This window comes from Pseudomonas sp. GW821-FHT11G12 (assembly GCF_058808055.1).
In genome coordinates, this window is sequence record NZ_JBXARH010000009.1 from 1 (window position 1) to 25468 (window position 25468).

Annotated in this window: 30 protein-coding genes; 26 read left to right on the plus strand and 4 right to left on the minus strand. The window is 60.0% G+C overall.

All coding sequences use genetic code 11. From position 1 onward, the window contains the following. Positions 1–145: 145 nt before the first annotated feature. The 4 genes from fdxA to AC1RR7_RS23110 all read right to left on the minus strand — a co-directional run bounded on the left by fdxA (position 146) and on the right by AC1RR7_RS23110 (position 4306). A complete protein-coding gene (fdxA, locus tag AC1RR7_RS23095) occupies positions 146–469 on the minus strand; it encodes a ferredoxin FdxA (RefSeq protein ID WP_007908827.1) in 324 nt (107 codons plus the stop codon). Positions 470–632: 163 nt separating this feature from the next. After that, on the minus strand, positions 633–3215 hold the full coding sequence (mutS, locus tag AC1RR7_RS23100) for a DNA mismatch repair protein MutS (RefSeq protein WP_096819609.1): 2583 nt from the start codon (positions 3213–3215) through the stop codon (positions 633–635). A gap of 201 nt (positions 3216–3416) precedes the next feature. Next, positions 3417–3584: a hypothetical protein gene (locus AC1RR7_RS23105; RefSeq protein ID WP_192559909.1), complete on the minus strand. Its 168-nt coding sequence runs from the start codon at positions 3582–3584 to the stop codon at positions 3417–3419. An 11-nt stretch (positions 3585–3595) separates the two neighbouring features. Beyond that, the gene (locus tag AC1RR7_RS23110; RefSeq protein WP_192560912.1) at positions 3596–4306 is read right to left on the minus strand and encodes a zeta toxin family protein; all 711 of its coding nucleotides are present in this window, start codon (positions 4304–4306) and stop codon (positions 3596–3598) included. 205 nt (positions 4307–4511) lie between these two features. Between AC1RR7_RS23110 and AC1RR7_RS23115 the strand changes: the two genes are divergently transcribed. The 26 genes from AC1RR7_RS23115 (at position 4512) to AC1RR7_RS23240 (ending at position 25467) form a co-directional block, all read left to right on the plus strand. Continuing rightward, on the plus strand, positions 4512–5246 hold the full coding sequence (locus AC1RR7_RS23115) for a LexA family transcriptional regulator (RefSeq protein ID WP_102621452.1): 735 nt from the start codon (positions 4512–4514) through the stop codon (positions 5244–5246). Between the two features lie 531 nt (positions 5247–5777). Further along, positions 5778–6209: a tail fiber assembly protein gene (locus AC1RR7_RS23120; protein ID WP_158243863.1), complete on the plus strand. Its 432-nt coding sequence runs from the start codon at positions 5778–5780 to the stop codon at positions 6207–6209. Between the two features lie 121 nt (positions 6210–6330). Next, positions 6331–6735 (plus strand): tail fiber assembly protein, encoded by a 405-nt coding sequence (locus tag AC1RR7_RS23125; RefSeq protein ID WP_102621416.1) that lies wholly within the window; start codon positions 6331–6333, stop codon positions 6733–6735. A gap of 178 nt (positions 6736–6913) precedes the next feature. Continuing rightward, complete coding sequence (locus AC1RR7_RS23130; RefSeq protein ID WP_096819604.1) at positions 6914–7252, plus strand: phage holin family protein; 339 nt, start codon at positions 6914–6916, stop codon at positions 7250–7252. A 73-nt stretch (positions 7253–7325) separates the two neighbouring features. Next, a complete protein-coding gene (locus AC1RR7_RS23135) occupies positions 7326–7847 on the plus strand; it encodes a hypothetical protein (RefSeq protein WP_273539889.1) in 522 nt (173 codons plus the stop codon). Between the two features lie 3 nt (positions 7848–7850). Continuing rightward, positions 7851–8459 (plus strand): phage baseplate assembly protein V, encoded by a 609-nt coding sequence (locus tag AC1RR7_RS23140; RefSeq protein WP_102621414.1) that lies wholly within the window; start codon positions 7851–7853, stop codon positions 8457–8459. Positions 8460–8473: 14 nt separating this feature from the next. Continuing rightward, a complete protein-coding gene (locus AC1RR7_RS23145; protein ID WP_102621413.1) occupies positions 8474–8806 on the plus strand; it encodes a phage baseplate protein in 333 nt (110 codons plus the stop codon). Beyond that, positions 8803–9798 (plus strand): baseplate J/gp47 family protein, encoded by a 996-nt coding sequence (locus AC1RR7_RS23150; RefSeq protein WP_102621412.1) that lies wholly within the window; start codon positions 8803–8805, stop codon positions 9796–9798. The genes AC1RR7_RS23145 and AC1RR7_RS23150 overlap by 4 nt, the downstream gene beginning before the upstream one ends. Beyond that, positions 9795–10430 (plus strand): phage tail protein I, encoded by a 636-nt coding sequence (locus AC1RR7_RS23155; protein ID WP_273539884.1) that lies wholly within the window; start codon positions 9795–9797, stop codon positions 10428–10430. The genes AC1RR7_RS23150 and AC1RR7_RS23155 overlap by 4 nt, the downstream gene beginning before the upstream one ends. Beyond that, positions 10431–12044, plus strand: coding sequence for a phage tail-collar fiber domain-containing protein (locus AC1RR7_RS23160; protein WP_255261907.1), 1614 nt, complete (start codon positions 10431–10433; stop codon positions 12042–12044). A 9-nt stretch (positions 12045–12053) separates the two neighbouring features. After that, positions 12054–12641, plus strand: a complete 588-nt coding sequence (locus AC1RR7_RS23165; protein ID WP_493158496.1) for a phage tail protein — start codon at positions 12054–12056, stop codon at positions 12639–12641. 99 nt (positions 12642–12740) lie between these two features. Then, positions 12741–12926 carry a hypothetical protein gene (locus tag AC1RR7_RS23170; protein ID WP_474733833.1) on the plus strand — a complete coding sequence of 62 codons (186 nt, stop codon included), beginning with the start codon at positions 12741–12743 and terminating at the stop codon, positions 12924–12926. A gap of 2 nt (positions 12927–12928) precedes the next feature. After that, on the plus strand, positions 12929–14095 hold the full coding sequence (locus AC1RR7_RS23175) for a phage tail sheath protein (protein ID WP_493158498.1): 1167 nt from the start codon (positions 12929–12931) through the stop codon (positions 14093–14095). Continuing rightward, positions 14095–14601 carry a phage major tail tube protein gene (locus AC1RR7_RS23180; protein WP_096819596.1) on the plus strand — a complete coding sequence of 169 codons (507 nt, stop codon included), beginning with the start codon at positions 14095–14097 and terminating at the stop codon, positions 14599–14601. Before AC1RR7_RS23175 ends, AC1RR7_RS23180 begins: the two co-directional genes overlap by 1 nt. Positions 14602–14682: 81 nt before the next feature. Next, entirely contained in the window at positions 14683–15264 is a 582-nt protein-coding gene (locus tag AC1RR7_RS23185) for a phage tail assembly protein (RefSeq protein ID WP_102621408.1), read from the plus strand. A 128-nt stretch (positions 15265–15392) separates the two neighbouring features. Beyond that, positions 15393–17690, plus strand: a complete 2298-nt coding sequence (locus AC1RR7_RS23190; protein ID WP_493158500.1) for a phage tail tape measure protein — start codon at positions 15393–15395, stop codon at positions 17688–17690. Further along, the gene (locus AC1RR7_RS23195; protein WP_102621406.1) at positions 17687–18070 is read left to right on the plus strand and encodes a phage tail protein; all 384 of its coding nucleotides are present in this window, start codon (positions 17687–17689) and stop codon (positions 18068–18070) included. The genes AC1RR7_RS23190 and AC1RR7_RS23195 overlap by 4 nt, the downstream gene beginning before the upstream one ends. Next, positions 18063–18275: a tail protein X gene (locus tag AC1RR7_RS23200; RefSeq protein ID WP_102621405.1), complete on the plus strand. Its 213-nt coding sequence runs from the start codon at positions 18063–18065 to the stop codon at positions 18273–18275. The genes AC1RR7_RS23195 and AC1RR7_RS23200 overlap by 8 nt, the downstream gene beginning before the upstream one ends. A gap of 9 nt (positions 18276–18284) precedes the next feature. Then, positions 18285–19313: a phage tail protein gene (locus AC1RR7_RS23205; RefSeq protein ID WP_102621404.1), complete on the plus strand. Its 1029-nt coding sequence runs from the start codon at positions 18285–18287 to the stop codon at positions 19311–19313. Positions 19314–19374: 61 nt separating this feature from the next. Further along, positions 19375–19959 carry a phage tail terminator protein gene (locus tag AC1RR7_RS23210; RefSeq protein ID WP_102621403.1) on the plus strand — a complete coding sequence of 195 codons (585 nt, stop codon included), beginning with the start codon at positions 19375–19377 and terminating at the stop codon, positions 19957–19959. Further along, positions 19956–20135, plus strand: coding sequence for a DUF2635 domain-containing protein (locus AC1RR7_RS23215; protein WP_007954893.1), 180 nt, complete (start codon positions 19956–19958; stop codon positions 20133–20135). Before AC1RR7_RS23210 ends, AC1RR7_RS23215 begins: the two co-directional genes overlap by 4 nt. Then, positions 20135–21631 (plus strand): phage tail sheath subtilisin-like domain-containing protein, encoded by a 1497-nt coding sequence (locus AC1RR7_RS23220; RefSeq protein WP_493158502.1) that lies wholly within the window; start codon positions 20135–20137, stop codon positions 21629–21631. The genes AC1RR7_RS23215 and AC1RR7_RS23220 overlap by 1 nt, the downstream gene beginning before the upstream one ends. A gap of 67 nt (positions 21632–21698) precedes the next feature. Continuing rightward, positions 21699–22046 carry a phage tail tube protein gene (locus tag AC1RR7_RS23225; RefSeq protein ID WP_007908779.1) on the plus strand — a complete coding sequence of 116 codons (348 nt, stop codon included), beginning with the start codon at positions 21699–21701 and terminating at the stop codon, positions 22044–22046. Further along, positions 22043–22339 (plus strand): phage tail assembly protein, encoded by a 297-nt coding sequence (locus AC1RR7_RS23230; protein ID WP_003222226.1) that lies wholly within the window; start codon positions 22043–22045, stop codon positions 22337–22339. Before AC1RR7_RS23225 ends, AC1RR7_RS23230 begins: the two co-directional genes overlap by 4 nt. Positions 22340–22469: 130 nt before the next feature. Beyond that, a complete protein-coding gene (locus AC1RR7_RS23235; RefSeq protein WP_493158503.1) occupies positions 22470–24245 on the plus strand; it encodes a phage tail tape measure protein in 1776 nt (591 codons plus the stop codon). Further along, positions 24232–25467: a DNA circularization protein gene (locus tag AC1RR7_RS23240; RefSeq protein WP_493158504.1), complete on the plus strand. Its 1236-nt coding sequence runs from the start codon at positions 24232–24234 to the stop codon at positions 25465–25467. Before AC1RR7_RS23235 ends, AC1RR7_RS23240 begins: the two co-directional genes overlap by 14 nt. Position 25468: the final 1 nt, after the last annotated feature.

Here is a 25468-nt window from a genome sequence, read left to right on the forward strand (position 1 = left end):
TTGAAATACAAAACGCCCGATGCGATGCATCGGGCGCTGGAGTGAAACAGGTGTAAACCTATTTCAGGACTAGACACTGAAGAAAAGCAAAACCCGGAAAAGCAAAAAGGCCCGCAAGGGGCCTTTTCTTCAAACGCGGGACAGATCAGCGTTCGAGGTCTTTGATCTTGCCTTTGACGCCATCCCACTCTTCGGCATCCGGCAGCGATTCTTTCTTCTCGGTGATGTTCGGCCAGATCTCCGCCAGCTCGACGTTCAGTTGAATGAACTCTTGCATCTCTTCCGGGACTTCATCCTCGGAGAAAATGGCTACGGCCGGGCATTCTGGTTCGCACAGGGCGCAGTCGATGCACTCATCCGGGTGAATCACCAGGAAGTTCGGGCCTTCGTAAAAGCAGTCCACCGGACAGACTTCTACGCAGTCGGTGTACTTGCACTTGATGCAGTTGTCGGTGACGACGAAGGTCATTTCTAATTTTCTCCTCAGGCGGCGGCAGCGTTGCCCCTTCACGGTTGGGGTCGCCAGGTTCGGGAGCGATGTCTGCCAGCCAGGCTATTAGCCAGCAGCATCCCAAACCGCGCGAGATTCTAACAGCTTGAAGCCTTTTGCGTTATATCCGGTTCATCGGTGCTTAGATCCGGTTCTTTAGTGCATAGAGCATTTCGAGCGCACGGCGCGGTGTCATGTCGTCTATGTCCAGTTTAGCCAACTCATCCAGCACCGGATGCGGCAGGCTGGCGAACATGTCGCTTTGTTGCGGCGTCGCCGGTTTGCCCTTGGCGGCCGGTTTAGGCGCTTCATGCGGCAAAGCAGTGTCTTCCAGGCGGCTCAGGTGTTCACGGGCGCGCACGATCACTTCGCTCGGCACACCCGCCAGTTGCGCCACGGCCAGACCATAACTCTGGCTGGCCGGCCCCGGCAGCACGTGGTGCAGGAACACGATGCGTTCGTTGTGCTCGGTTGCATTGAGGTGCACGTTGGCCACCAATGGCTCGGCTTCCGGCAGCACGGTCAGTTCGAAATAGTGCGTGGCAAACAGCGTGTAGGCGCGCAGGTGCGCCAGTCGCTCGGCTGCCGCCCAGGCCAGGGACAGACCGTCGAACGTGCTGGTGCCGCGACCCACTTCGTCCATCAGCACCAGGCTGCGCTCGGTGGCGTTGTGCAGAATGTTGGCGGTTTCGCTCATTTCCACCATGAAGGTCGAGCGCCCGCCGGCCAGGTCGTCGCTGGAACCGATCCGGGTGAAGATCCGGTCCACCAGCGACAGTTCGCAGCTGGCCGCCGGCACGAAGCTGCCGATATGGGCCAGCAACACGATCAGTGCAGTCTGGCGCATATAGGTGGATTTACCGCCCATGTTCGGACCGGTGATCACCAGCATGCGGGTGTTGTCATCCAGGCTCAGGTCGTTGGCCACGAACGGCGTGGTCAGCACCTGCTCGACCACCGGGTGACGACCCTGGGTAATGCGCATGCACGGTTCGCTGACGAAGGTCGGGCAATTCAGGTCGAGATTCAGTGCTCGTTCGGCAAGGTTGCTCAGCACATCCAGTTCAGCCAGCGCGCCAGCAGTATCCTGCAACGGCGGCAACTGGCTGATCAGATCTTCCAGCAGCGCTTCGTAGAGCATTTTTTCGCGAGCCAGGGCGCGGCTCTTGGCCGACAGCGCCTTGTCTTCGAACTCTTTCAGCTCAGGCGTGATGAAGCGCTCGGCACCCTTGAGGGTCTGCCGACGGATGTAGTCCGCCGGTGCCGATTCAGCCTGCTTGCTCGGCAGTTCGATGAAGTAGCCGTGGATGCGGTTGTAGCCGACCTTCAGGTTGGCCAGGCCGGTACGAGCCTTTTCCCGCGCTTCCAGATCGATCAGGAACTGGCCGGCGTTTTCGCTCAGCGATTGCAGCTCGTCGAGTTCGCTGTCGTAGCCGGTTTTCAGCACGCCGCCGTCACGGATGACCGCCGGTGGGTTGTCGATGATGGCTTTTTCCAGCAGCGCTGCCAGTTCGGGGTAAGTGCTGGTGGTGGTCGCCAGACGTTGCAGATGCGGCGCTTCCAGATCGGTCATCGCCACTTGCAGTTCAGGCAGGGCGCCAAGTGCATCACGCAGGCGGGCAAGGTCGCGAGGACGGGCATTGCGCAGGCCGATCCGCGCCAGAATCCGCTCGATGTCGCCGATTTCCTTGAGCTGCGGTTGCAGGCTTTCAAAGCGATAGCGGTCAAGCAGGCAAGTGATCGAGGTCTGGCGTGCGAGCAGTACGGTCAGGTCGCGTAGCGGACGGTTCAGCCAACGGGTCAGCAAGCGGCTGCCCATGGCGGTCTGGCAACGGTCGACAACCGATTGCAAGGTGTTGTCGCGGCCACCGGCCAGGTTGGTGTCGAGTTCCAGGTTGCGGCGGCTGGCGCCGTCCAGCACCACGGTGTCGTCCAGCCGTTCATGACGCAGGCTGCGCAAGTGGGGCAGGGCGGTACGCTGGGTTTCCTTGGCGTACGCCAGCAGGCAACCGGCGGCACCGATGGCCAGGGTCAACGTTTCGCAGCCGAAGCCTTTGAGATCCTGAGTGGAGAATTGCTGGCAAAGACTTTTCAGCGCCGAATCACGCTCGAAATCCCACGGCGCGCGGCGACGCACGCCACGGCGTTTTTCCGCCGGCAGATCCTTTGGCCAGTCATCCGGGATCAACAGCTCGACCGGGTTGACCCGCTCAAGCTCCGCCAGCAGGTTTTCCCAGCCCTTGATCTCAAGCACCGTGAAGTTGCCACTGGTGATGTCCAGCACCGCCAGACCGAACAGACGCTCGTCCCCCAGCACCGCCGCGATCAGGTTGTCGCGACGCTCATCGAGCAGTGCCTCATCGCTGACCGTGCCCGGGGTGATGATCCGTACCACCTGACGTTCGACCGGGCCCTTGCTGGTGGCCGGATCACCGACCTGCTCGCAGATCACGACCGACTCGCCGAGCTTGACCAGTTTCGCCAGATAGCCTTCCGCGGCGTGATACGGAATCCCGCACATCGGAATAGCCTGCCCCGCCGATTGCCCACGGGCAGTCAGGGTGATGTCCAGCAACTTGGCCGCCTTCTTCGCGTCTTCGTAGAAGATCTCGTAGAAGTCGCCCATGCGGTAGAACATCAGCTGGTCCGGGTGCTGATTCTTCAGGCGCCAGTACTGCTGCATCATCGGGGTGTGGGAGGACAGGTCGGAGACGGCTTTATTCATCGGATTGTCAGGTAACTCGTTGGAAGGTGTGGGGTAAAAGCGGGGCAGTGGCCGGGCTTTTCCGCGATGGGCGCAAGGTTACCATGGGCGGTCTTGCAGGCGCTGCCCTGAGCCGGGTTGGATAGTGCGGTGTATCCGATTGCGGTCAGGAAATGACAAAACCCGGCACTTGGCCGGGCTTTCTGGGAAAAATGTAAACTATCAGGCTCGTTTCACTTCGGCCTGCATCATGACGAGATTCTGTTGCTTGGTCGCCTCAGTCAAAACCTCACCATAGACACGCTTCTTTTGTTCGGCCTTCGCGTTACGAATAAAGTCGGCAAAGGGGTTTTTGGCACCTTTTCTAGCGCCAAGCTTAATAGAAATCATGAATGCGCTCCTTAGGGTGTCCCGAGCCTGGCTTGAAGATCGGCTCGTGTGTATTTCTCAGGTATATGGTAGTCAATTTTGTCGACACCAGCTTTGTAAAGCCGCCCCGAGTTATCGATGTGCTTGAGCAACAGATCGACATGGATATCACCACTGAACTCTAACTTAAGCGAGTTCACTACGTCACGTGCTGCAAAATACTGATCGATGAAATGCTCTTTTCGGATCCTCCTGCCCTCAGCTTCCTCTCGGGCTTTCACAAAATCCCAAGCCAGAAATGGATTTTGATAGACATACAAAATTTGCACAAACCGGCCTTTCTTCAAGGATCGTTCAACATTTTTTCTGGCCACATCGATGTTTGAAAGGGTTCCATCCAACAGAAATGACTGTCTTTGATCGATGGCGAAGTCGAGGATTTTTTCAACCAAAATCGAAACGCCTCCTTGGAAAAGCCACGAGTTCCCTCCTGAGTATTCAGAGAATTCGCTTCTCAGCTCGTCGGGGTCGATTCTCAGGATTTTCGTATCCGCGAAAAGGTTGATCAGAGCGATTGACGCTTCTGTTTTTCCTGCACCCGGTGAACCTGCCATGAATACGGATACCGGCGCTTCCTCCGGGAGAAAGACGGTTTTGTCTGTGAGGCGCTTCGCGATGGCCTTTTTGTTTGAGCGAGCAAAAACAATCGCTTGGGAGGAAATAATCTGTTCTGCTGGTGACATGGATCGCCTTGTGGAGTCGGTATCATTCACTTTGAAGATCCTTTCCAGGTTGATTTCGTGCTGATCAGGCTAGTCCGATTGATTGCGCTTCTACAGAAATCGATTGATTTGAAATGAAACAAGGTTTGAATTCGAACACGTCAAATGCACGATTTATGCAAATCAGCATTTGTCTTCCCGAAAAACTTCAAGCACTATGCGCGTTATGCAAAAACGCAACGTATCCTCCGTCTTAAGAGCACTGCTCGATCAGCACGGGATCTCCCCCACGGAGCTCCACCGTCGCACCGGCGTGCCTCAATCCACTCTCTCGCGGATTCTCAGCGGGAAGATCGTCGATCCTTCGGATAAACACATCTCGAAGATTGCCGAGTACTTCGCCGTGAGCACCGATCAGTTGCGCGGGCGCGCGGATGTTGCGCCGGTCGCCGGCGGCGGGCGCGAGGAGTTGCATTCCGAACTCAAGGACATAAGCCTGTGGGACGATGACACGCCCGTCGATGACGACGAGGTGTCGGTGCCCTTCCTTCGCGAGGTTGAATTGGCTGCTGGATCAGGAAGATTCGTCATCGAAGAGAGCGAACGCTCTAGCCTGCGCTTTGGAAAGCGCAGCCTGCGCCATAATGGTGTGCAGTTCGACCAGGCCAAATGCGTGACCGTACGGGGCAACAGCATGTTGCCGGTGCTGCGTGACGGCGCCACTGTCGGTGTCAACGCGGGCAAGTGCGGGATCGGCGACATTGTCGATGGCGACCTTTATGCGATCAATCACAATGGTCAATTGCGGGTGAAGCAGCTCTATCGCCTGCCTACCGGTATCCGCCTGCGCAGCTTCAATCGCGATGAGCATCCGGACGAGGACTACAGCTTCCAGGATATGCAGGAAGAACAGATTGTCATCCTCGGTCACGTCTTCTGGTGGGGCATGTACGCCCGATAACGACCCCTCTCTCAGATAAAACCCGCCCACGGCGGGTTTTTTTTCGCCTGTAGAAAAGCGGCCAACCCTTGATCGGCGGGGCTTTGATGCATCCGCGCATTTCTCATGCATAAATAAATGCATTTACGCATTGACTGGATATGCATGCATGCATATCCTTGCCACCAAGCCGCTCGACAAAGCGGCTGGCAACAACAGCTCTTTAGTTCCACAAGAACAGGCAGCGATGAACCGGCCTCAACGGTTCAGAGGGTTGGCAACTGACCCGGGTGTGCAGCGTAAAGCACCAGAAGCAGTTATCCGGCGGGCAGGGACCGCGGTCGGAAAAACAATTTGAACGGACTCGTACCGCGCCAGTAGCGCCGAAAAGTCAGCGTCCTTCACGTACACAGGATTGAAGGAAGGCAAAGGAGTGCATTACTGAAAAGCCCGGCGCATTGCCGGGCTTTTTGGAATGCTCCTCTGAGCAGATCACCTGCAATGAATATTGTGCAGAGCAGGGCCTGGTTAAACAGACAAAGGGAAATTGGAATGAATCGTTATGCATTTATGGAGTTGATGGCTGGGTACAGCTTTTATGTGGTCAACCAAATCGTGGAGGCTGAAAGTCAACCGCCATTTCCTACACAGGGAGGAGCGATGGACTACTGGATGGATGTCACCGCAAATCCAGAGGTTCAAGTTGGTTTGATATACAGGTACTCCGGCTCGGCCCCGGGCTTTTTTGAACCTGTTTACGGGGACTACCTGGCCATTGCCGCTGCACGCAAAAAGCAGCGTTTTATTATCGCAGCCGAATGGCTGACGTATAACCCGCTGCAATACCGGGTAGAGCTGGGTGCCGCAACCCCGGCAGAGGTGACGCAGTGGCAAGCCTACAAACAGTACATCGTCGACCTGACCGAGATTAACAATCAGGCCGGTTATCCAACGGCGCTCCACTGGCCGGTTGCTCCTTTCTGAGTCACTCGCCTCAGCGCGTGCGCAACTGAAGAGCCTGGCCTAAGTGCCGGGCTTTTTGGAATGCCTGCCAGGTTTCATCACGGCATTCATCTGGATCAACAAAAAACCAAGGAGTTAAACCATGAATCTCTATGCGCTGGTTGAATACAGCAAAGTCACCCAACTGAGAGAAAGTGAGGTCATCCCGGAAGCGCCAGCTTCGCCGACGTCCTTTTGGGTTGATGTCACCGGTAATAGCGAAATTCGCGTGGGTTGGTCGGCGACCTTTAATGAGGTCTGGACATTTACCCCACCTTCCGACGAAGACCTGCGCAACGAAGCCGAGCAACAGAAATGGCAACTGCTGAATTTCGCCGCCAACTGGCTGCTAATGAATTCCCTGCAGTTCAAAGTGGACCTCGGCGTCGCTTCGGCCGCGGACGAGGCTCAGTTGTTGGCGCACAAGCAGTACTCGATTGCCGTCAGCGACATCGATAAGCAGCCGGGTTATCCGGCAAATATTGTCTGGCCAGTAGCTCCTTACTGACAGCCTTGCGATGTTAACTGGCCGGGTGCGACTGTCCCAAGCGCTTTGTCAGCTCAGTTATCGAGAACGCATTGCTGAAAAGCCCGGCCACCGCGCCGGGCTTTTTGGAATGCCTGCCTCGAGAGAAAACGTTTGAACCCAACACACACCACTCATCCATCACACCAGGAGGCGTGACATGACAAACGAGCAACAAGCGTTGGCGGACATGCCGATCTGGCTGGTCATCCTGCTTGCCGTGGCGGGCGGGGTCTCCGGCGAAATGTGGCGCGCCGACAAGGACGGCGCCCGCGGCTGGCCACTGCTGCGACGGCTGGCCCTGCGCTCCGGCGCCTGCATGATCTGCGGCGTCTCGGCGATCATGCTGCTGTACGCCGCCGGCATGTCGATCTGGGCCGCCGGCGCGTTTGGCTGCCTGACCGCCATGGCCGGTGCCGACGTCGCCATCGGTCTCTACGAACGCTGGGCCGCCAAGCGCATCGGCGTCTGCGAAGTACCTCCGCGCGACCCACAGTAACCCCTTCACTTTCTTGTCTCGCTGCACGCCTTGCGGCGGGACTGCGCGTGGACATTTGAAAAGGAGGTCATGCATGCCCGCACCGATCCGGCAGCCATCGCAGCTGTTCACGGCGATGGCGACAGCCTTGCGCAATAACGTTGACCTGAACATGCAAGTCGGCAATCGCGATGACTTTACGGCACCCGGCGACAAGGCCTGGGTGTTGATCGATATCGAACGAAATGCACCGGGAGAGCGGGCAGCCAACGGGCGGATTGCCCATGTGCTGACGCTGTCGCTGCAGGTCATTCCGGCAGTTTCCGCCACGGCGTTTGCTGCCTGCGACCTGATCGCCGCACTGAAAAACCTGATCACCGACAACCGCTGGGGCTTGCCCGGCGATCAATGTGATCTGCCGATGAACATCGATGGATTGCCGTCCTTGCTCACCCGTGCCGATCAACAGAGCAAAGCCTGGACGCTGTCGTTCAACCAGACCCTCTACCTGGGCCCGACCTTGCTCGACGACCCGCTCGGCACACCGAAATTCGCCCGCACCTGGGAAGTCAGCGACATCGACGACCCCGACCAATACACCTCGCTGGAGGCCTGACCGATGTTCGACGCAATACTGCGTATGCAACTGGGGCCGATCATCGAGCGTCTGGCCGAGATGGAAGCGGAGATCGAAGACCTGCACCGACGCGCCGAGAGTTATTGCCGCATCGGCATCTGTCAGGAAGTCGATGCGGCGAGCAATACCTGCAAGGTCAGCCACGGAGGATTGCTCACCCCGGCCATCAAGTTCTTCAACCCGAGCGCCGGCGCACAGAGCGAGTCGCGGATTCCGAGCGTTGGCGAACAGTGCCTGCTGTTCAACTACGGCAGCGGCGAAAGCGGTGCGCAAAGCGTGGCGTTGTTCGGCTTGAACAGTGATCGGTTTCCACCCGCTGCCACCGTCCCCACGCTGACGCGACGGGTGCATGTCGATGGCAGCGAAAGTGGCTACGACGATGCCTCTCACACCCTGCACTGGCAAAACGGTCCTGTGGCTTTCAGCGGTTCTCGCGAATCCCTTGAGCTGAGCATCGGCCCCGCACGGCTGGTGATGACGCCGCAAGCGATCAACCTGCAACTGGGCGCTGTCGGCCTGACGATCGACGCCTCGGGCGTGCACTTCAGCGGCCCGCTGGTGGATCACCAGGGTCGCGTCATCAGCCCCTGAATCAAGAGCCTCCCATGATCGGAATCGATAGAAACACCGGGGCCACGGTCGACGACTGGCTGCAATTCGTGCAGCGCGCGACCCGGGCCCTGACCACGCCTTTGGGCACACGGCAGAAGCGGCCCTTGTACGGGTCGCTGATCCCCACGTTGCTGGGGCAGAACCTCGGCGATGACGTTCTGCTTCTGGCGCAAAGCCACGCCGCGCAGGCGTTCTACAACGCACAGAACGGCATCGGCGATTTCCAGCCGCAAGTGATCGTCGCCAGCCGTCAGGGCGCGGGGTTGCTGCTGCGATTTGCCGGCACCTGGAAAAACCGCCAACAGACTTTCGAGGTCGTGACATGAGCATGTTGATCCCTGGTCAGAACCAACTGGCCGAACCCTCACTGATCAAGGTCGAGGCCTTCGAGGATCTGCTCGCCGAGTTCAAGGCCTTCGTCCTCGAGTACGTCGGCACCCGCTCGCCGGACAGCGCGGCGAAACTCAAGACCAGCCTGGAAAACGAAAGCGAACTGCTGACCCTGGCCCTTGAGGCTTTCTGCGTTCGCCTGCAAACCCACGAACGCAAATACAACGCCCGGATCAAACAGATGCTGGCGTGGTGGGCGACCGGCAGCAATCTCGATGCACGGCTGGCGGACATGGGTCTGGAGCGACAGTTGCTCGACCCGGGCGACCCGGCGGCATTCCCGCCGGTGCCAGCGATTTACGAAAGCGACGATGACGCCCGGCTGCGCTATTACCTGGCGCCCCATGCACCGGCGGCGGGCTCGCGGATGCAGTATCGCCGCGAAGTCTTCACCCTCGGCGAACGGCCGGCAGTGAAAGTCGAATCCACCGATGCCGGCGTCGTCGACGTCACCTACACCTTCGCCCCGGACGGCCTCGCTGCACAGGTCAAGGATGGCAATGGCCGCCGCACGGCCCCCGGTGAAGTGCAAGTAACTGTGCTTTCCCGAGACGCCGACGGCACACCGTCCGCCGCATTGCTCGACGGCGTGCGCCAACACTTTGCCCGCCCCGATGTCTGCCCGGAAACCGACAAGGTCACCGTCAAAGCTGCGGACATTCAGCGCTACAAGATCCGCGTCGTGGCGAAGATCAACTCCGGCCCGGATTCGGGCCTGACCAAAGTCGCCGCGCAACAGCATTTGCAGGCCTACGCCGACAGTTGCCATCGTCTGGAAGGGCGGGTCGATCCGAGCTGGATCGACTACACGCTGCACAGCGCCGGTGCCGTGCAATTGCAGATTCTTGAACCGCTGACGCCGATCGTATGTACCGCGTTTCAAGCGCCGTACTGCACGGCGGTCGAGGTTGAGGTTCAGACACTATGACGGACCAGACACCGCGTCCGACCTTGCTGCCGGCCAACAGCTCGGCGCTGGAGCGGGCACTCGACATCGGCTTCAGCACATTGCTTGACCGCATCGCGCCACCGTTTCCCGAGCTGATGAACCCGAGTTCGACGCCCGTCGCGTTCCTGCCGTATCTCGCGGCGGATCGCGGGGTGGCCGAATGGAGCACCGACGCACCGGAAGCCGAAAAACGCCTGACCGTCGAACTGGCCTGGCCCACCGCGCGCCAGGCCGGCACCCGCAAGGCGCTGGAGAACGCCGCCAAGGGGTTGCAACTGAGACCCGAGATTCGCGCCTGGTACGAACAGACTCCGCCGGGCGCGCCTTACAGCTTCTCCGTGCGGGCCTTCAGCGAACAACCCTACAGCGAAGAAATCGACGCCCGTCTCGACCGACGCCTGGCTGATGCCAAGAGCGAACGGGACGTGCTGTCGGTGTCGGTCGGCCTCAGCGCCTTTGGCTCTCATGTGATCGGCGCCGCGACGTTCTGCGGCGAGCTGACCACGGTCTATCCGGTGTTCCTCGAAGGACTCGAAACCTCCGGCAAAGCCTTCATGGCGGCCGCTCTCTACACCGTCGAAACATCCACTATTTATCCTCAGGGGGCCTGAATGGCTGACTATTACACCCTGCTAACCAACGCAGGGATTGCCTACGAAACCGCCTGCAAGGCAGCGGGCGTGCCGATCAAGCTGACGCAGATTTCCGTCGGCGACGGCGGTGGCGCGGTCTACAACCCGGCCGCGACGGCTACCGCGCTCAAGCGCGAAGTCTGGCGCGGACCGCTCAACGCGCTGTTCCAGGACGAGAAAAATCCGAGCTGGCTGCTCGCAGAAGTCACCATTCCGCCGGACGTCGGCGGCTGGTATGTGCGTGAAGCCGGCCTGTGGACCGACACCGGCATTCTCTACGCCATCGTCAAATACCCGGAGTCGTTCAAACCGGTGCTGGCCACGTCGGGCTCGGGCAAAGAGTTCTACATCCGCTCGATTTTCGAGACCAGCAATGCTTCGCTGGTGACGCTGCTGATCGATGACACCGTGGTCAAGGCTACCCGCGCCTGGGTCATGAGCTACCTCGCCGAAGAACTCGGCAAACTCGATGGCAAACAGTCGGTACGTGTCGCCGCCACCGCCAACGTGGTGTTGAACGGTGCGCAGCAGATCGACGGTGTGGCGGTGATTGCCGGCGACCGCGTGCTGCTGCCGAATCAGACCCTGGCGAAAGACAACGGTCTGTGGATCGTCGCCAACGGTGACTGGACTCGGGCCAACGATGCCAACGTCAGCGCCAAGGTCACGCCAGGCCTGACGGTGATGGTGGAAGAGGGCACGCTGAACGGCGATTCGCTGTGGCACCTGACCACCAACGCGCCGATCACCCTCGGTACTACCGCGCTGACATTCAAGATGCTGGCCGGGCGCACGGGGATTGCTGCCGGTACTTACAAGAGTCTGAGCGTCGACGAATATGGCCGCGCAACGGCCGGGGCTAACCCCACGACACTGGCCGGTTTCGGGATCACTGACGCTCTTGGAATCAACGCCACTGCAGTCGCGGCTCGAAAGCTCGAAACGGCACGCAGTATTTCCATCTCCGGCGCGGCGAGTGGTAGCGCGTCATTTGACGGATCGGCGAATGCCAACATTGCCCTGGCACTTGCCGATTCAGGTGTTGCTGCCGGCACTTACACAAAAATTGCCGTCAACGCCAAAGGGGTGGCTACCAGTGGCACAACTCTGGTCGCATCCGACATCCCTGCGCTGGACTGGAGCAAGATTACCTCTGGCAAACCCAATTCGCTGGCGGGCTACGGAATTACCGACAGCTATACCCAGGCCCAGACCAACAGCGTAGTCACCGCTGCTTTAAACAATTTTTCAGCGACTACCCTCCTGGTTCCTGCGTTTATCAATGGCTTCACTGACGGTAATTCCTCCCGCTACTGGAGAGCCAACGGCAATGTCTATGTGAGCCTTGATGCCGCACGTTGGGTAAGTAACGGTGTCGATTCGTTGGTCATGTTCACACTTCCACCAGGCTATCGTCCCCTCTGCAGAATGTGTGGGACGGGCGATTGGGGGACCACCGGTCAACTTGGAATGGGGTTGCTGTCGTGGCGTGTGGAAACCACGGGCGAAGTTATCCTGGATTACTCGATTGGATCGACGGCAGGCGTGGCTGGTTACAAGTGCCAGTTCAGTTTTTGCGTTCAAGCGGCTTAAGGGGACAATATGATTTTTGTCATTGATCAAACCGGGCGGTTTCTCTACGCCTCCGATGCCCCCAATGGGGCCGTAAACTGGACGACCGTCCAATTGCCTCAACCTTGCTGGAATCCGCGATTCAAAGGTGAGCGAGTCAGTGATACCGGCGAATGGAAAGGCCAATGGGAGCATGACGGTGAGCCTGTGCCGACCTGCGCCGAGTTGTGCGCAAGGATTGATAACTACGCCGACCAGGCACGACAGACTTTTGCAGGCGACCCGTTGCGGGCGTTCGAATACGAACGAGCGACGGCCGAAGCGCAAGCTTTCAAGGATGCCGGCTATCCCGCAGACGCAGTGCCACGTTCGGTCGCTGCCTGGGCAATCATGGGCCGCACGCCTCGGGAAGCCGCAGACAGCATGCTGGCTGAATCCGCCAGATACGCAGAAGTACTTTATCTAGTCCGCGAACACCGCCTGGAGGCGAAAGAGCTGATCAGAGACAGGATTGCGAATGGCGCAATCGATGAAGCCAGAAAGGCTGCCGACGAAGCAATCAAAGCTATCCAGACAGCTGTGACAGATACCGGGAAACCTGAACCGTCACTTCAATAACGCCCCGAATCCGGGGCGTTTTGTTTTCCCACTCAACACAATCAACACCCGCCAAGCCCCTCCCTCTGAGGGGCTTTCCCGTTTATGGAGAAACGAAAAATGGCAACCCGCCAAACCTACACCGTGCTCGTCCCATTCCCCACCGGCGGTGGGCACTGGTCGAGCGTCGGCCAGGAACTCGATCTGCTCGATGTCGAGGCCAGTGCCCTGTACAGCGCCGGTCGACTGGAGCTGAAAACACCTACCACCAAGGCCGTCAAGGCCGCTGCCAAGAAGGCTGACTGACTATGGCTGAGGTTCTGAACTTCGAGCACAACGGCATTACCGTCAATGCCACCGAATCCCCCGAGGCCATGGGTGGCCTGGGCGACAACGTCATCGGTCTGGTCGGCACCGCGCCGAAAGCCGATCCGCTGATTCCGCGCAACGCACCGTTTCGCATCAACAGCTTCACCACCCACGCAATGCTTGATCCGACCGGCTCGGAAGAGGGCACCCTGTACCACGCGGTCTACCAGATCCTCAAAGTGGTCAAGGTGCCGGTGTACGTGGTGATCGTCGAAGCGGGCGCGACCCCGGCCGATACCGTCAACGCGGTGATCGGCGGCGTTGAGCCAGCCACCGGCCGCAAACTCGGTCTGGCGGCACTGGGCAGCGTACCGGAGGACCTGACCATCATCGGCGCGCCGGGCTTCACCGGCACTAAAGCGGTGGCCAGCGAGTTCGCCTCGTTCGGCAAGCGCATCAAGGCCCGTGTGGTGCTGGACGGCAAGGACGCTTCGGTCGCCGATCAGGTGCTGTACAGCAAGGATCTGGGCGGCGCCGACCTCGGTTTCGACCGCTGCCTGGTGGTGCACAACATGCCCGCCGTGTACTCGAAAGCGGCGAAGAAAAACGTCTTCCTCGCGCCATCGAGCCTGGCGATTGCCGCGCTGGCCAAGGTCAAGCAATGGGAAAGCCCGGGCAACCAGGTGACCTACGCCGAAGACGTGTCCCGCGTCGTTGAGTACAACATCCTCGACACCTCTACCGAAGGCGATCTGCTCAACCGCTACGGCGTCAGCTACTACGCCCGCACCGTGCTGGGCGGCTTCTCGCTGCTGGGCAACCGTTCCATCACCGGCAAGTTCATCAGCTACGTCGGTCTGGAAGACGCCATCAGCCGCAAGCTGGTGAAGGCCGGCCAGAAAGCCATGGCCAAGAACCTGACCAAGTCGTTCATGGATCAGGAGGTCAAGCGCATCAACGACTGGCTGCAAACCCTGGTCGCCGACGAAACCATTCCTGGCGGCAGCGTCTACCTGCACCCGGAACTCAACAGCGTCGAGAAGTACAAGAACGGCACCTGGTACGTGGTCATCGACTACGGCCGCTACGCGCCGAACGAACACATGGTTTATCAACTCAACGCCCGCGATGAAATCATCGAGCAGTTCCTGGAGGACGTTCTCTAATGTTTACCAACCGCGTAAGACAGGCCATCGCGGCCACCCTGCAAGGCCTGCCGTTGTCGGCGACCGTGGAAGAGTTCACCCCGCCGAAGATCGATTTCGAGATGGAAGGCATGACGGGCGGGCGCTTCATCGTCGAGGAAATGGCCAAGAGCGCCAAGCCGCTGAATGCCACGCTCAAGCTGCAAGGCACCGGCGCAGAAGTGCTGCTGGCGATGGGCGTGAAGCTGGGCGACGACATTCTGCTGAACGTGCGTGAAGCCGGTCAGGATCAGGACGGCAACACCTGGTTCACCTATCACACCGTCGGCGGCAAGCTGAAATCTCTGGCTGAAGATGCCTTGAAAATGGGCAGTAAAGCCATCACCACGCTGGAACTCTCCTGCCGCACCTACAACCGTCTGGAAAACGGTATTCCGGTGATCGACATCGACGTGCGCACCCAGAAGTTCGTGCTCAACGGCGTCGACATCCTTGGTGATGCCCGCCGTGCGGTGCTGATGCCGTAAGCCTTTTCGGCGCATCAAGCACACACCCTGTGGGCGCTCACGCCCACAGGGATCTTCAAGAACACCCAAGGAATTCCTTTCATGTCGTGGATGCCACCCCAGCATGACCTGTTGTCGCCGATCACCGGTGACGACGGCTCGCAGATCGCAACGATCCAGCTCAAGCCTTTGTTCTACGCCGCCCAGAAAGACGCGCTGGAACGCGCCGGTGATGACGAAGACGATCAGTTCTTCGAACTGGCGCTGCTGGCCACCGGGTTGTCGGTCAAGGAACTCGACCAGCTCAAACGTCCGGACTACGTAACCATTGCGCAGTACGTGCACGAGATGTCGACCCGTCCGGCGTCGTACTTTCTCGACCAGGTCGAAGACGCGGAAAAAACCGACGATCCCGACCAGGTGCAACTGCTGCAACCGCTCGCCGTCACCGGCCGCACCGTCACCTCGTTGAGCCTGGAAATGCCGGCGCTGCGTGCCACCAAAGTGATGAAGAAACTGAAAACGGCCAAGGAACGCGCCGAGTTCATCACCGCCCATTGCACCGGCCTGATGATCCCCGATCTGGCCCTGATGACCGTCCCGGACTGGACACAATTGCAGGTGCGCATCGACGATTTTTTAAACCAGCCGGCGGCCTTCTTTCAGAGCGCGACATCGAAGTAATCCTCGATATCGTGCCGCTCATTTACCCGGTAAGTGAGGCGGAAATTCTGGAGTGGGACGCCGAAAAGGCGTTGCGCCGCTACGACATAGCGATCACTCGCCTTGGCGTGAAACAGGAGTAGAGCGGCATGGCAGATACGAAGTATGCGCCGATGCTCGCCAGCGAGACTGGAAGCATGGCGTTCGGCAACGCCAGACTGGCGGGCGGATCGATATCGCCCGACAGCCTCGGCACACCGCTGGTGGATTTGAGTCTGGCACTGGCTATGGCCAGTGCGGATATTCGTTTACTGACCCAGGAACAGATCAAGCTTCGAGAGCTGTTGGCCAATCAGCAGTCGCTGTTCAAGGTGAGTGCTGCATCCCCGGCTGCAAGCGCCGAACCAAAGTCAAAACTCAAGGCCGAGATCGAGCAGCGTCCACCTCCTAAGCTCATGCAACCAGCCATGGCCAACGAGACGGCGCTTGTCGAACTCAATCAGTTGCTCAAACTGAGCAGTGATCAGCTTCAAGCGCACTCGCAGAGCACTCTGGAACTCGCCTGCGAGAAACAGATATCCGCCAGTGGTGCGACCAACGCGGATCTGTTGCAAGTGCAGCTTGCCGGAGCCAGATCCGGCATTGCCGATGGTGCCAAAGGTGACCAGCGGGCGAACGAACTGAAGTGGTTCTCCCATGATGCCGCAATCAACGCATCGGCATTCGGGATGGACGTCAAGACGGCTGGCGAAACGCTCGCCGCGTGGCGTTCCTCGCTGAAGCTGGATCAGTATCAAAGCCAGGATCTTGCGGATGCAACGACCTACCTCGGCAATAGCGGTCTGGATGCCAAGGCCGCCGACATCGGTTCGGTGGTGCAACGTTCCGGCGAGAGTGCGATTGCCGCCGGATTGACGCCCGAACAGGTCGCCGCATTGGCGGCGGCTCTACTCAATAGTGGTGCGGACAAGGAGGGCGCCAGCGCCGCGCTTAAAGGCATCACCTCGATGCTGGCCAAAGGCGGGGCGGTATCGACTGAGCAGCGAACAGCCTTGACTCAGTTAGGGCTTGATCCTCAATCGCTGTCTGAGGGGATGAGGAAGGATGCGCCTGCTGTCATCAACTCGGTTCTTGCTGCACTTAACGAGCAGCCTGTGCAAGAGCGGGCAGCACTGACGAAGACGCTGTTCGGCGAAAACGACACCCGAGTTCTCGAACTGCTGAAGAAGCCGGACGATGTAAAAAACGCCTTCTCGCTGGTAGCCGACAAGCACAAGTACGCAACAACGGAGCTTGGCGCGGGCGAAGGTGCTGCGGCGAAGTCCGCAGAGGCGTTTGGCAATACTTCGCAGGGTCGCTGGAATGCGCTGGACGCAAGTCTGACCCGGTTGACCACTGCATTCGGTACGGCGCTTGCGCCCTTGGCTGACGGTGCCGCCGTAGTGCTCACCGCACTGGTCAACGGTGTGAGCGCAGCGGCAGAAACGTTCCCGGCCCTCACGGCAGGGCTGGTTCTGCTCGGCGTGGCAGCCATGCCGTTTGTGGGGGGGGCGTTGAAGTCCGGCGTGGCCTCGGTGCTCGACGTGGTTTCCACGAAACTATTGCGCCTGGCATCGGCGAGACTGCCGCCGGATATTGCCAATGTGATAGGCGGTGATGACAACGATGGCGACGGTCGCAAAAGCAGGAAGAAGGGGCGTGGATCACGCCGACGCACCCCTTCTGCTGCACGGTCGGCCGGCACCGCTTCCATAACCCGCAGGAGCAGTCGCTTGAGTGGTGTGACGGCCAGAGTCGCACCCATGTTCGACGATGCGCTCACCCGATTCAGAATGGTTGGCGATGTTGTCAAAAGCGCCATGCCGAGTCGGCTGAGCGGGGCTGGCGCGAAAGTCATGTCATTGGCAGAGGGTTTGGGGGGCAAGCTCATGCCGTCGGTTGTCAAGGCATTGCCTGCCATCAAGGTTGGTGCACCTCTGGCCATTGCTCACGCTGCCTATAAAGGGTTGAAAGGCTGGCGCGAAGGTGATGACAAAGCGGTAAAGGGCGCGGCCGGTGAACTGGCCGGAACGGCGATTGGCGCTACGATCGGTACGTTCATTGCGCCCGGCATCGGAACCTTCATTGGTGGCACGCTGGGTGGAATAATCGGGTCCTATGTGGGGGAGCATCAGGCGACGCCGCCTGAGGACAAGCTCGCCCCGCCAGCGGAAGTCGCCAAGGACCTGTCCGCGGCGCAAATGCAAACACCAACGCCACCTCCGCAATTCACCTACGCACCTTCAGTTCATGTCAGCGGCAGCGAAATGCTCAACTCCGAGAAGCTCGGCACGATGCTTTCGCAGGTGCTTGAGTCGCACTTCACGTCCCAATTTGTCCCGGGTGTGGCCGGCAATGCCCTCTCCATACGCCGTGACGCAGCCCTGACCGATGGAGTCGCCCAATGAAACAACAAATGGCACTGGGCAGTTTCATCTTCGGACTGTCCCGGGACTTTGCGTACAGCACGCTGTCGCGCAAATCCGAGGGTGGCTGGACTGATCTGCAGATCCTCAACAGCAAACCCAGGTCCCACCAGACAGGCCAGAAGCCCGAATCCCTGACCATCGGCGGCACCTCGATGTACGCCGTGGCGATGGAGCGGCTCGATGAGCTGCGTGCGCTGCAAGCGTTGAGAGTACCGCTGCCGTTGATTGACGGCATTGGTCGCAACTGGGGTTTGTGGCGGATCAACAGCATCGACGAAAACCAGAGCGAGGTCATCGATGACGGCACCGCGATGGTGATCAAGTGGGTCATCGGATTGTCGGAGTTCAACAATGCGTAAGGTACGAAGCGTGGCCGGTGATTCGGTGAATCTGTTGCTCTACCGCGAAACCGGTCGCAGCGATGACAGCGCCGAAGAAGCCCTGTGGGCACTCAACCCGACCCTGGCCGAGCACGGCCCGATCCTGCCGGCCGGTGTCTGGGTGACTCTGCCGGAGCTCGACTCGAAACCGGCCGCGATCAAACCGGTTCTGGCCTGGGATTAAGGAGGCTGCATGGCACAGGGATTTACACCGGCGATCGAAATCTACGGCGCTAACAAGGACCTGCTGAACCAGCGCCTGATCAGTTGGGAACACATCGATGCCGCCGGAATGGAGTCCGATCAACTGACGCTGGTGCTCGACCTGGAAGGCCTTGAAGGCTTGCCGACCCTGGGCGGAATCATAGGCTTGCGGGTGGGCTATCTGGAGACCGGGCTGGTCGAAAAGGGCCATTTCAAGGTCACTCGACTGACACCCACACTGTTCCCGCTGCGCCTGACGCTGGTCGCGACCGCCGCGCCTTTCAGCGGCAAGGACGAAACCGGATTCAAGGAACGGCGCACGGCCAGTCATGGCCCCACGACGCTTGGCGGGCTGTTTCGCAAACTGGTTGAGCCGCACGGTTTCTCCCCGCGCGTCGATCCCGAACTGGCGCTGATCAGGATCGCTCATGTCGACCAGTCGAACGAAACCGACATGAGCTTCATCACGCGGCTGGCAAAAAAGTACGACGCGGTGGCGAAACCGTTCAACGACCTCTACGTACTGGCGAAACCGGCGCAGCTCAAAACCCTGTCGGGTCAGGTGATACCGAACGTCAGGCTGTCGGTGACCCACAACAATCGGCCGGGCGATCACGCCTTCATCAGCGCCACGCTGGAAGAGACCGCGCGGACCCAGAATCAGGGTTGCAAAGTCTGTTGTTGGGACGCCAATGCCGGCAAGCAGGTAGAGGTGAAAACCGGCTCGGCGCCCTACAAGGTCATTCGTCAGAAACAGGCCAGTGTGGAAGAAGCCAAAGCCATCGGCGAAGCCGAAGTGCGCAAGATGCTGCGCGAGAAATACAAGCTGAAAGTTACTTGCCCGGGTGATCCGCTGCTGGTGGCCGAAGGTCTGTTGGTGCTCGATGACACCTGGCCCGACTTCATGCGCGGTCGCTGGTCGATCGAGAAGGTGACTGCCAGCGGCAAGCCCGAAGAAAGCTATCGCTGCCTGATCGAAGCCAACGGCCGGGATCCCGAGGCAAAAGCCAAGGACTGATCCCCCGGTCTCACCGCCACACGCATCACTGTGGCCACTCACACATCCTGGAACGCTCCCCATGAAGATCTCCCCGATCCTCACGCAGCTGCGTGCGCAATGCCCAAGCCTTGCCGGCCATATCGCGACAGGTGTCGACCTGGCGCTTCTGCAAGGCAACCCGAATCTGCCGACACCGTCGGCTCATGTTTTACCGCTGGCCGATCTGGCCAGCGCCAGCACCGCACAGAACTCTGCCAGCCAACCGATCCGCGACCGCTTCGAAATCATCCTGGTGCTTGATGCCACGGACGCCACAAAAGCGCTGGATCTGTTGCACGACCTGCGCGCCGAAGTGTGGCGGGCGCTGGTGGGTTTCAAGCCCGGTTCCGACTACAGCGCCATCGTTTATGACGGCGGCGAAACGGTCTCGATCAACAGCAGCCGCGCGTTCTACCGGCTGCGCTTTTTTGCCGAGTTCCAGCTGGGCCGCAATCTGCCAAGTCAGCCTGCGGAGAGTTGGCACGAACGTGAACTGGACGGTTTGTCGTCCTTTACCGGGGTCACCGTGCGGGTCGATGCGATCGACCCGGCCGACCCCAACCTGAAACACCCGGGCCCTGACGGGCGCGTGGAAATGACTTTCTCTGGAGACGTAACCCCATGAGCAACCGCATCACCGTAGTGCCGGCCGCTGGCCGTGCCGTGCCGGACCCGGAAGCAGGCGACCTGCTGCCACTGGAAGGCCGTGAAGTGCTGGACAGCGCCTGGTGGCGCCGGCGTCTGGCCGACGGCGATATCACCCTCAAAACCGCAACAGCTAAACAAAAGGGAGCCAAATAATGGCGATCGGATTCAGCAACATTCCTGCGGACATTCGTGTACCGCTGTTCTATGCCGAAATGGACAACTCGGCCGCCAATAGCGCGTCCTCGTCCATGCGCCGCCTGATCGTGGCGCAGGTCAACGACAACATCGCCCCGAGCGAAGTCGGCAAACTGGTGCTGGTTTCCAGCGTGGCACTGGCCAAGAGCATTGGCGGCCAGGGCTCGATGCTGGCCTCGATGTACGAGACCTTCCGCAAGGCCGACCCGATCGGTGAGATCTGGTGCCTGCCGCTGCACAACGCCACCGGTGCCATCGCCAAAGGCGTGCTGACCCTGACCGGCACCGCGACTCAGGCTGGCGTGCTCAACCTGTATGTCGGCGGCGTCCGTGTACAGGCCACCGTGGTCAACGGTGCCACTGCTGCCCAGGCGGCCACCGCCCTGGCACAGAAAATCAACGCCACCGCCGATCTGCCGGTGAGCGCTGCAGCCGCTGAAGGCGTGGTAACCCTGAACGCCAAATGGACCGGTGAGAGCGGCAACGACATCAGCCTGCAATTCAATCGCCTGGGCAAGAGCAACGGCGAAGAAACCCCGGCCGGTCTGACCACCGCGATCACCGCCATGACCGGCGGCGTCGGTGTACCGGATCAAGTGGCTGCCGTTGCGGCACTGGGCGATGAGCCGTTCGAATTCATCACGCTGCCATGGTCCGACCTGGCGACCCTCAACACCTGGCAAGCGGTGATGGATGACAGCACCGGTCGCTGGTCGTGGGCCAAGCAACTGTTCGGTCACGTCTACAGCGCCAAGCGCGGCACCGTCGGCACTCTGGTGGCAGCCGGTCAAGCTCGCAATGACCAGCACATGACCATTCAGGCGCTGGAGCCGGGCGTTCCGCAACCGGTGTGGGTACAAGCTGCGGCACTGGCTGCACGCACTTCGGTGTTCATCTCGGCCGATGCCAGCCGCCCGACCCAGAGCGGCAGCCTGCCGGGTGTCGATCCGGCACCGTCCAGCGAGCGCTTCACCCTGACCGAGCGTCAGTCGCTGCTCAACTACGGCATCGCCACCGCGTACTACGAAGGCGGTTACGTGCGCATCCAGCGCTCGATCACCACCTATCAGAAGAACGCTTACGGCCAGGCCGACAACTCGTACCTGGACAGCGAAACCATGCACCAGTCGGCGTTCATCGTGCGTCGTCTGCAAAGCGTGATCACCAGCAAATACGGTCGCCACAAACTGGCCTCCGACGGCACCCGTTTCGGCGCCGGCCAGCCGATCGTCACCCCGGCGACCATTCGCGGTGAGCTGATTGCCCAGTACGCCAAGCTCGAACTGGAAGGCCACGTGGAAAACGCCGAGCTGTTCGCCGAGCACCTGATCGTCGAGCGCGACGTGCAGGACCCGAGCCGCGTGAACGTGCTGTTCCCGCCGGATTACATCAACGGTCTGCGCGTGTTCGCACTGCTCAACCAGTTCCGTCTGCAGTACGACGACGTCGCCTGATCGGCCCGTTTGACACTGTGATTTCAGCCCACCTTGCGTGGGCTTTTTATTTGAAGGGAGTAACACCATGGGTCAACTGATTGCAGGCACCTGCTACGTCAAGGTCGACGGTGCACAACTGACTATCAACGGCGGCTGCGAAGCCCCGCTGATGGCCGTCAAACGTGAAACCGTCGTGCCGGGTTTCTACAAGGAAACCGACATCGCGCCGTCGTTCAAAGTGACCGCGCTGCACACCGCCGACTTCCCGCTGAAGAAGCTGATCGAAGGCACCGACATCACCGTCACCTGCGAATTCAGCAACGGCAAAGTCTACGTACTGGCCGGTGCCTACCTGGTCGAAGAACCAGTCTCCAAAGGCGATGACGCCACCATCGAACTGAAATTCGAAGGCATCAAGGGGACCTGGCAATGAGCGGCGCCGTGAAGCTTCAAGTTGCGATCGAAGCTCACGGCGAGCCCCTGACCGAACTCGTCCTGCGCCGTCCGACGGTGCAGGAGGTACGAGCGATCAAGGCGCTGCCGTACAAGATCGACAAGAGCGAAGAGGTCAGCCTCGACATGGACGTGGCGGCCAAATACATCGCTGTGTGCGCTGGCATTCCGCCGTCGTCGGTCAACCAGTTGGATCTGGCTGACCTCAACGCGCTGAGCTGGGCCGTTGCGAGTTTTTTCATGAGTGCGGCGTCGGAGCCATCACCGACCTGATTTCGGTCGCCTATGACCTGGCCTGGTTCTGGAAGGTTGACCCCGAACAGATGATGGCCAGGCCACTGGATGTGCTCCGCGAATCGCTGGAGCACGCGCAACGGATCAATGCGATGCAGCAGGTGCAGTGATGGCAGACGAAGAAAAGAAAGAGAAAACCTCGGTGCTGCTGACGGGCATCGATGAACTGTCGCCCAAGCTCGGTGCCCTGCGAGTAAAGGTCGAGAGCTTCAAGAAAAACCTCGAACAGACCGGCCTCGGCAAACTGGACATCAGCGGTCTGTTCAAGGGCGGCAGCGTGATTACGCCGTTCGTGGACGGCATCAAATCGGCTGCGGCGTTTCAGGGCAAGTTGACCGAAGTCAGCGAAACGGCGAAAACCGTCGATCTGCCGGAAACACCGAAAGCCGCCGCGCAGAACATGAACGTGTTCAGTGCGTCGATGGAAAAGGTCTCCGCCGCGGTGGACGCCGCACTGGTGCCGGCCGTGGGGGCGTTGGTGGTCGGGCTGGAACCGGTGCTGACCCAGGTCGGCAGCCTGTTGGCCGACAACCCGAAACTGGTCGAAGGGCTGGCGGCGGGGGCGATTGCGTTTTCTGCCATGCAAACCGCCGTCACCGGTGCGACACAGGTGTTCGACGTGATGAGCATGGTGCTCAAGACCAATCCGATCATGCTGATCGCCATGGGCATTGCGGTGGCGGCCGGTTTGATCGTGGCCAACTGGACACCGATTTCCGCGTTCTTCACCGGATTGTGGGAGGGCGTGAAAAACGCCGGAGCGAGTGCAATGGCGACGTTGCGTTCGGTGCTCGACTGGCGGCCGCTGGAGGCACTGGCGGCGCTGTGGGAACCGGTCACGGGTTTCTTCTCGGGGATCTGGGACAAGGTCAAGGCTGTGACCGCGCCTGTGATCGACTTCTTCAAGTCGGTTTTCTCGTGGTCGCCCGCGGGCCTGATTCTGGAAAACTGGGGGCCGTTGACCGGTCTGTTTTCGGCGATCTGGGAATTGCTCAAGGCCTTGAGTGTGCCGGTGATGTCGTTCCTCAAAGGTCTGTTCGACTGGACGCCGCTGGGGATGATCATCAACAACTGGGGGGCGATCACCGGCTTCTTCGCCTCGATCTGGGCCTCGCTGCAACCGGCGGCGCAAGCCATCAAGGACTTCTTCGGCACCTTGTTCGACTACTCCCCGCTGGGGATGATCGTCAACAACTGGGGCGCCATCGTGACGTTCTTCGAACCGATCTGGGCCACGCTGCAAGCCTCGGCACAGCAGGTCAAAAGCTTCTTCCAGAGCCTGTTCGAATGGTCGCCGCTGGAGCAGATCGCCCAGTACTGGCAGCCGATCAGCGAAGTGTTTTCGGCGCTGTGGGGCGTGGTGCAGGCGCTGGCCGCACCGGTGCTGGAGTTCCTGCACAACATGTTCGAATGGACACCGTTGGGGCAGATCATCAAGAACTGGGGACCGATCACCGAGTGGTTCGGCGAGTTGTGGCAAAAGCTGCAAACCGTCATCGCTCCGATCAAGGAACTGTTCGACGGTGGCTTCGCCGGGCTGATCGCCAAGGTCACCGGCAAGGTCGAAACCCTGACCCAGGCGCAACGCCAGACCAATGCCGAAGGCAAGGGTGAACTGGCGCCGGCATTCTTTGGTGCCAGCCCGAAACCCGAGGGCGGCAGTGCGTTGCAGGGCGGTTCTTTGCCGCAATCTTCTGGCGCACTGATCCAGCAAAGTGCTGCCAACAACCGCACGCAACTCGAAGGCGGCCTGACGGTGCGCTTCGAAAATGCACCGGCGGGGTTGCGCACCGATCAACCGCAAACCAATCAACCGGGGCTGGCGCTCAGTTCGCGCATCGGCTATCGCTCGCTATCGGCAGGAGGTTCCAATGAACTGGCGTGACCGTTTGTTGCCGGCATCCTTTCGCGGTGTCGGCTTCTGGATCGACCAGGCGAAAACCCCGGTCGGTCGCAAGGGGCAATTGCACGAATACCCGCAGCGCGACCTGCCGTTTTTCGAGGATCTCGGCCAGCAGGCCAAGACCCACGATCTGACGGCGTTCATCATCGGTGCCGATTGCCTGGAGCAGCGCGACAAGCTGCTCCAGGCCCTGGAACAGGGCAGCGGCGAACTGGTGCACCCGTGGCTGGGGCGCTTGCAGGTCAAGGTCGGCGAGTGCGACATGACCCACACCCGCCAGGACGGCGGGATGGTGACCTTCAGCCTGAAGTTCTACCCGGACCGGCCGCTGCCGTTTCCCACGGCGACGGTCAGCACGCAAAAAGTCCTGCTGATCAAGGCCGACGGTTTGCTCGGTTCGGCGGTGGCGCGCTTCGAACAGGCGATGACCCTGATCAAGGCGGCGCGGATCGGCATCGCCAATCTGCGCAACAGCCTGACCGGCGTGTATGACGTGATCAAGGAGCAGCTCAAACCGCTGATCGCGCAGTACAAGCAGATCACCGAGCTGGTCAGGGCCGTCAAGGAACTGCCCAAGGAAGTGGCAGCGGAATTCAAAGGTCTGCTAGGCGATATCAAGGAGCTGAAGGAATTCGCGAAGGAGGGCTACCGTGGCGTGATTGCCGACGTGTCCCAACAACTCGAAGCCATCCGCAAGGCCGATGCACCGAAAATCACCACCGGCAAGGACACCAACGCCGCCGCGCAAGCGATGGCCAACCTGGTGCAGGACACCCTGATCGTCAAAGTCGCGCAGTGGGTTGCCTCGATGCCAGTGGCCTCTACGCCGGTAAAACTGAACTCGACCCCCTCGCTGGAGCAGCAATCGAAGCAGCCGATCACTCGTCAGGAAGTGCCGGTCACCGATGATCTGCAAGCCCTGCAAAAGGAGTTGAGCGAAGCGCTGCAAAAGGCCCAGGACAAGGCCGATCCCGCGCACTACCAGGCCATCGCCGATGTGAAGGAAGCGCTGATCGCGCACCTCAAGGCTGTGGCTTCGTCCGGTGTGCGACTGGTCAGCAAAACCTTCCAGGAAACCTTTCCGGCAGTAGTCGTGGCCTACAAACAGTTTGGCGACGCCACGCGGGTGACCGAGGTCATTCAGCGCAACGGTCTGTCTCATCCGAGCTTCTCACCCAACGAAGTCAAAGTTTCCAGGGAGTGAG

Coding starts and splice junctions, on each gene's coding strand:
- AC1RR7_RS23200 (WP_102621405.1), top strand. CDS start 18,063: ATGCGTAAGGTACGAAGCGTGGCCGGTGATTCGGTGAATCTGTTGCTC.
- AC1RR7_RS23170 (WP_474733833.1), top strand. CDS start 12,741: ATGGCAACCCGCCAAACCTACACCGTGCTCGTCCCATTCCCCACCGGC.
- AC1RR7_RS23235 (WP_493158503.1), top strand. CDS start 22,470: ATGGCAGACGAAGAAAAGAAAGAGAAAACCTCGGTGCTGCTGACGGGC.
- AC1RR7_RS23120 (WP_158243863.1), top strand. CDS start 5,778: ATGAATCGTTATGCATTTATGGAGTTGATGGCTGGGTACAGCTTTTAT.
- AC1RR7_RS23160 (WP_255261907.1), top strand. CDS start 10,431: ATGGCTGACTATTACACCCTGCTAACCAACGCAGGGATTGCCTACGAA.
- AC1RR7_RS23175 (WP_493158498.1), top strand. CDS start 12,929: ATGGCTGAGGTTCTGAACTTCGAGCACAACGGCATTACCGTCAATGCC.
- AC1RR7_RS23115 (WP_102621452.1), top strand. CDS start 4,512: ATGCAAAAACGCAACGTATCCTCCGTCTTAAGAGCACTGCTCGATCAG.
- AC1RR7_RS23105 (WP_192559909.1), bottom strand. CDS start 3,584: ATGATTTCTATTAAGCTTGGCGCTAGAAAAGGTGCCAAAAACCCCTTT.
- AC1RR7_RS23145 (WP_102621413.1), top strand. CDS start 8,474: ATGATCGGAATCGATAGAAACACCGGGGCCACGGTCGACGACTGGCTG.
- AC1RR7_RS23135 (WP_273539889.1), top strand. CDS start 7,326: ATGCCCGCACCGATCCGGCAGCCATCGCAGCTGTTCACGGCGATGGCG.
- AC1RR7_RS23205 (WP_102621404.1), top strand. CDS start 18,285: ATGGCACAGGGATTTACACCGGCGATCGAAATCTACGGCGCTAACAAG.
- AC1RR7_RS23140 (WP_102621414.1), top strand. CDS start 7,851: ATGTTCGACGCAATACTGCGTATGCAACTGGGGCCGATCATCGAGCGT.
- AC1RR7_RS23185 (WP_102621408.1), top strand. CDS start 14,683: ATGTCGTGGATGCCACCCCAGCATGACCTGTTGTCGCCGATCACCGGT.
- AC1RR7_RS23130 (WP_096819604.1), top strand. CDS start 6,914: ATGACAAACGAGCAACAAGCGTTGGCGGACATGCCGATCTGGCTGGTC.
- AC1RR7_RS23150 (WP_102621412.1), top strand. CDS start 8,803: ATGAGCATGTTGATCCCTGGTCAGAACCAACTGGCCGAACCCTCACTG.
- AC1RR7_RS23225 (WP_007908779.1), top strand. CDS start 21,699: ATGGGTCAACTGATTGCAGGCACCTGCTACGTCAAGGTCGACGGTGCA.
- AC1RR7_RS23230 (WP_003222226.1), top strand. CDS start 22,043: ATGAGCGGCGCCGTGAAGCTTCAAGTTGCGATCGAAGCTCACGGCGAG.
- AC1RR7_RS23220 (WP_493158502.1), top strand. CDS start 20,135: ATGGCGATCGGATTCAGCAACATTCCTGCGGACATTCGTGTACCGCTG.
- fdxA (WP_007908827.1), bottom strand. CDS start 469: ATGACCTTCGTCGTCACCGACAACTGCATCAAGTGCAAGTACACCGAC.
- AC1RR7_RS23190 (WP_493158500.1), top strand. CDS start 15,393: ATGGCAGATACGAAGTATGCGCCGATGCTCGCCAGCGAGACTGGAAGC.
- AC1RR7_RS23180 (WP_096819596.1), top strand. CDS start 14,095: ATGTTTACCAACCGCGTAAGACAGGCCATCGCGGCCACCCTGCAAGGC.
- mutS (WP_096819609.1), bottom strand. CDS start 3,215: ATGAATAAAGCCGTCTCCGACCTGTCCTCCCACACCCCGATGATGCAG.
- AC1RR7_RS23155 (WP_273539884.1), top strand. CDS start 9,795: ATGACGGACCAGACACCGCGTCCGACCTTGCTGCCGGCCAACAGCTCG.
- AC1RR7_RS23195 (WP_102621406.1), top strand. CDS start 17,687: ATGAAACAACAAATGGCACTGGGCAGTTTCATCTTCGGACTGTCCCGG.
- AC1RR7_RS23110 (WP_192560912.1), bottom strand. CDS start 4,306: ATGTCACCAGCAGAACAGATTATTTCCTCCCAAGCGATTGTTTTTGCT.
- AC1RR7_RS23215 (WP_007954893.1), top strand. CDS start 19,956: ATGAGCAACCGCATCACCGTAGTGCCGGCCGCTGGCCGTGCCGTGCCG.
- AC1RR7_RS23125 (WP_102621416.1), top strand. CDS start 6,331: ATGAATCTCTATGCGCTGGTTGAATACAGCAAAGTCACCCAACTGAGA.
- AC1RR7_RS23210 (WP_102621403.1), top strand. CDS start 19,375: ATGAAGATCTCCCCGATCCTCACGCAGCTGCGTGCGCAATGCCCAAGC.
- AC1RR7_RS23165 (WP_493158496.1), top strand. CDS start 12,054: ATGATTTTTGTCATTGATCAAACCGGGCGGTTTCTCTACGCCTCCGAT.
- AC1RR7_RS23240 (WP_493158504.1), top strand. CDS start 24,232: ATGAACTGGCGTGACCGTTTGTTGCCGGCATCCTTTCGCGGTGTCGGC.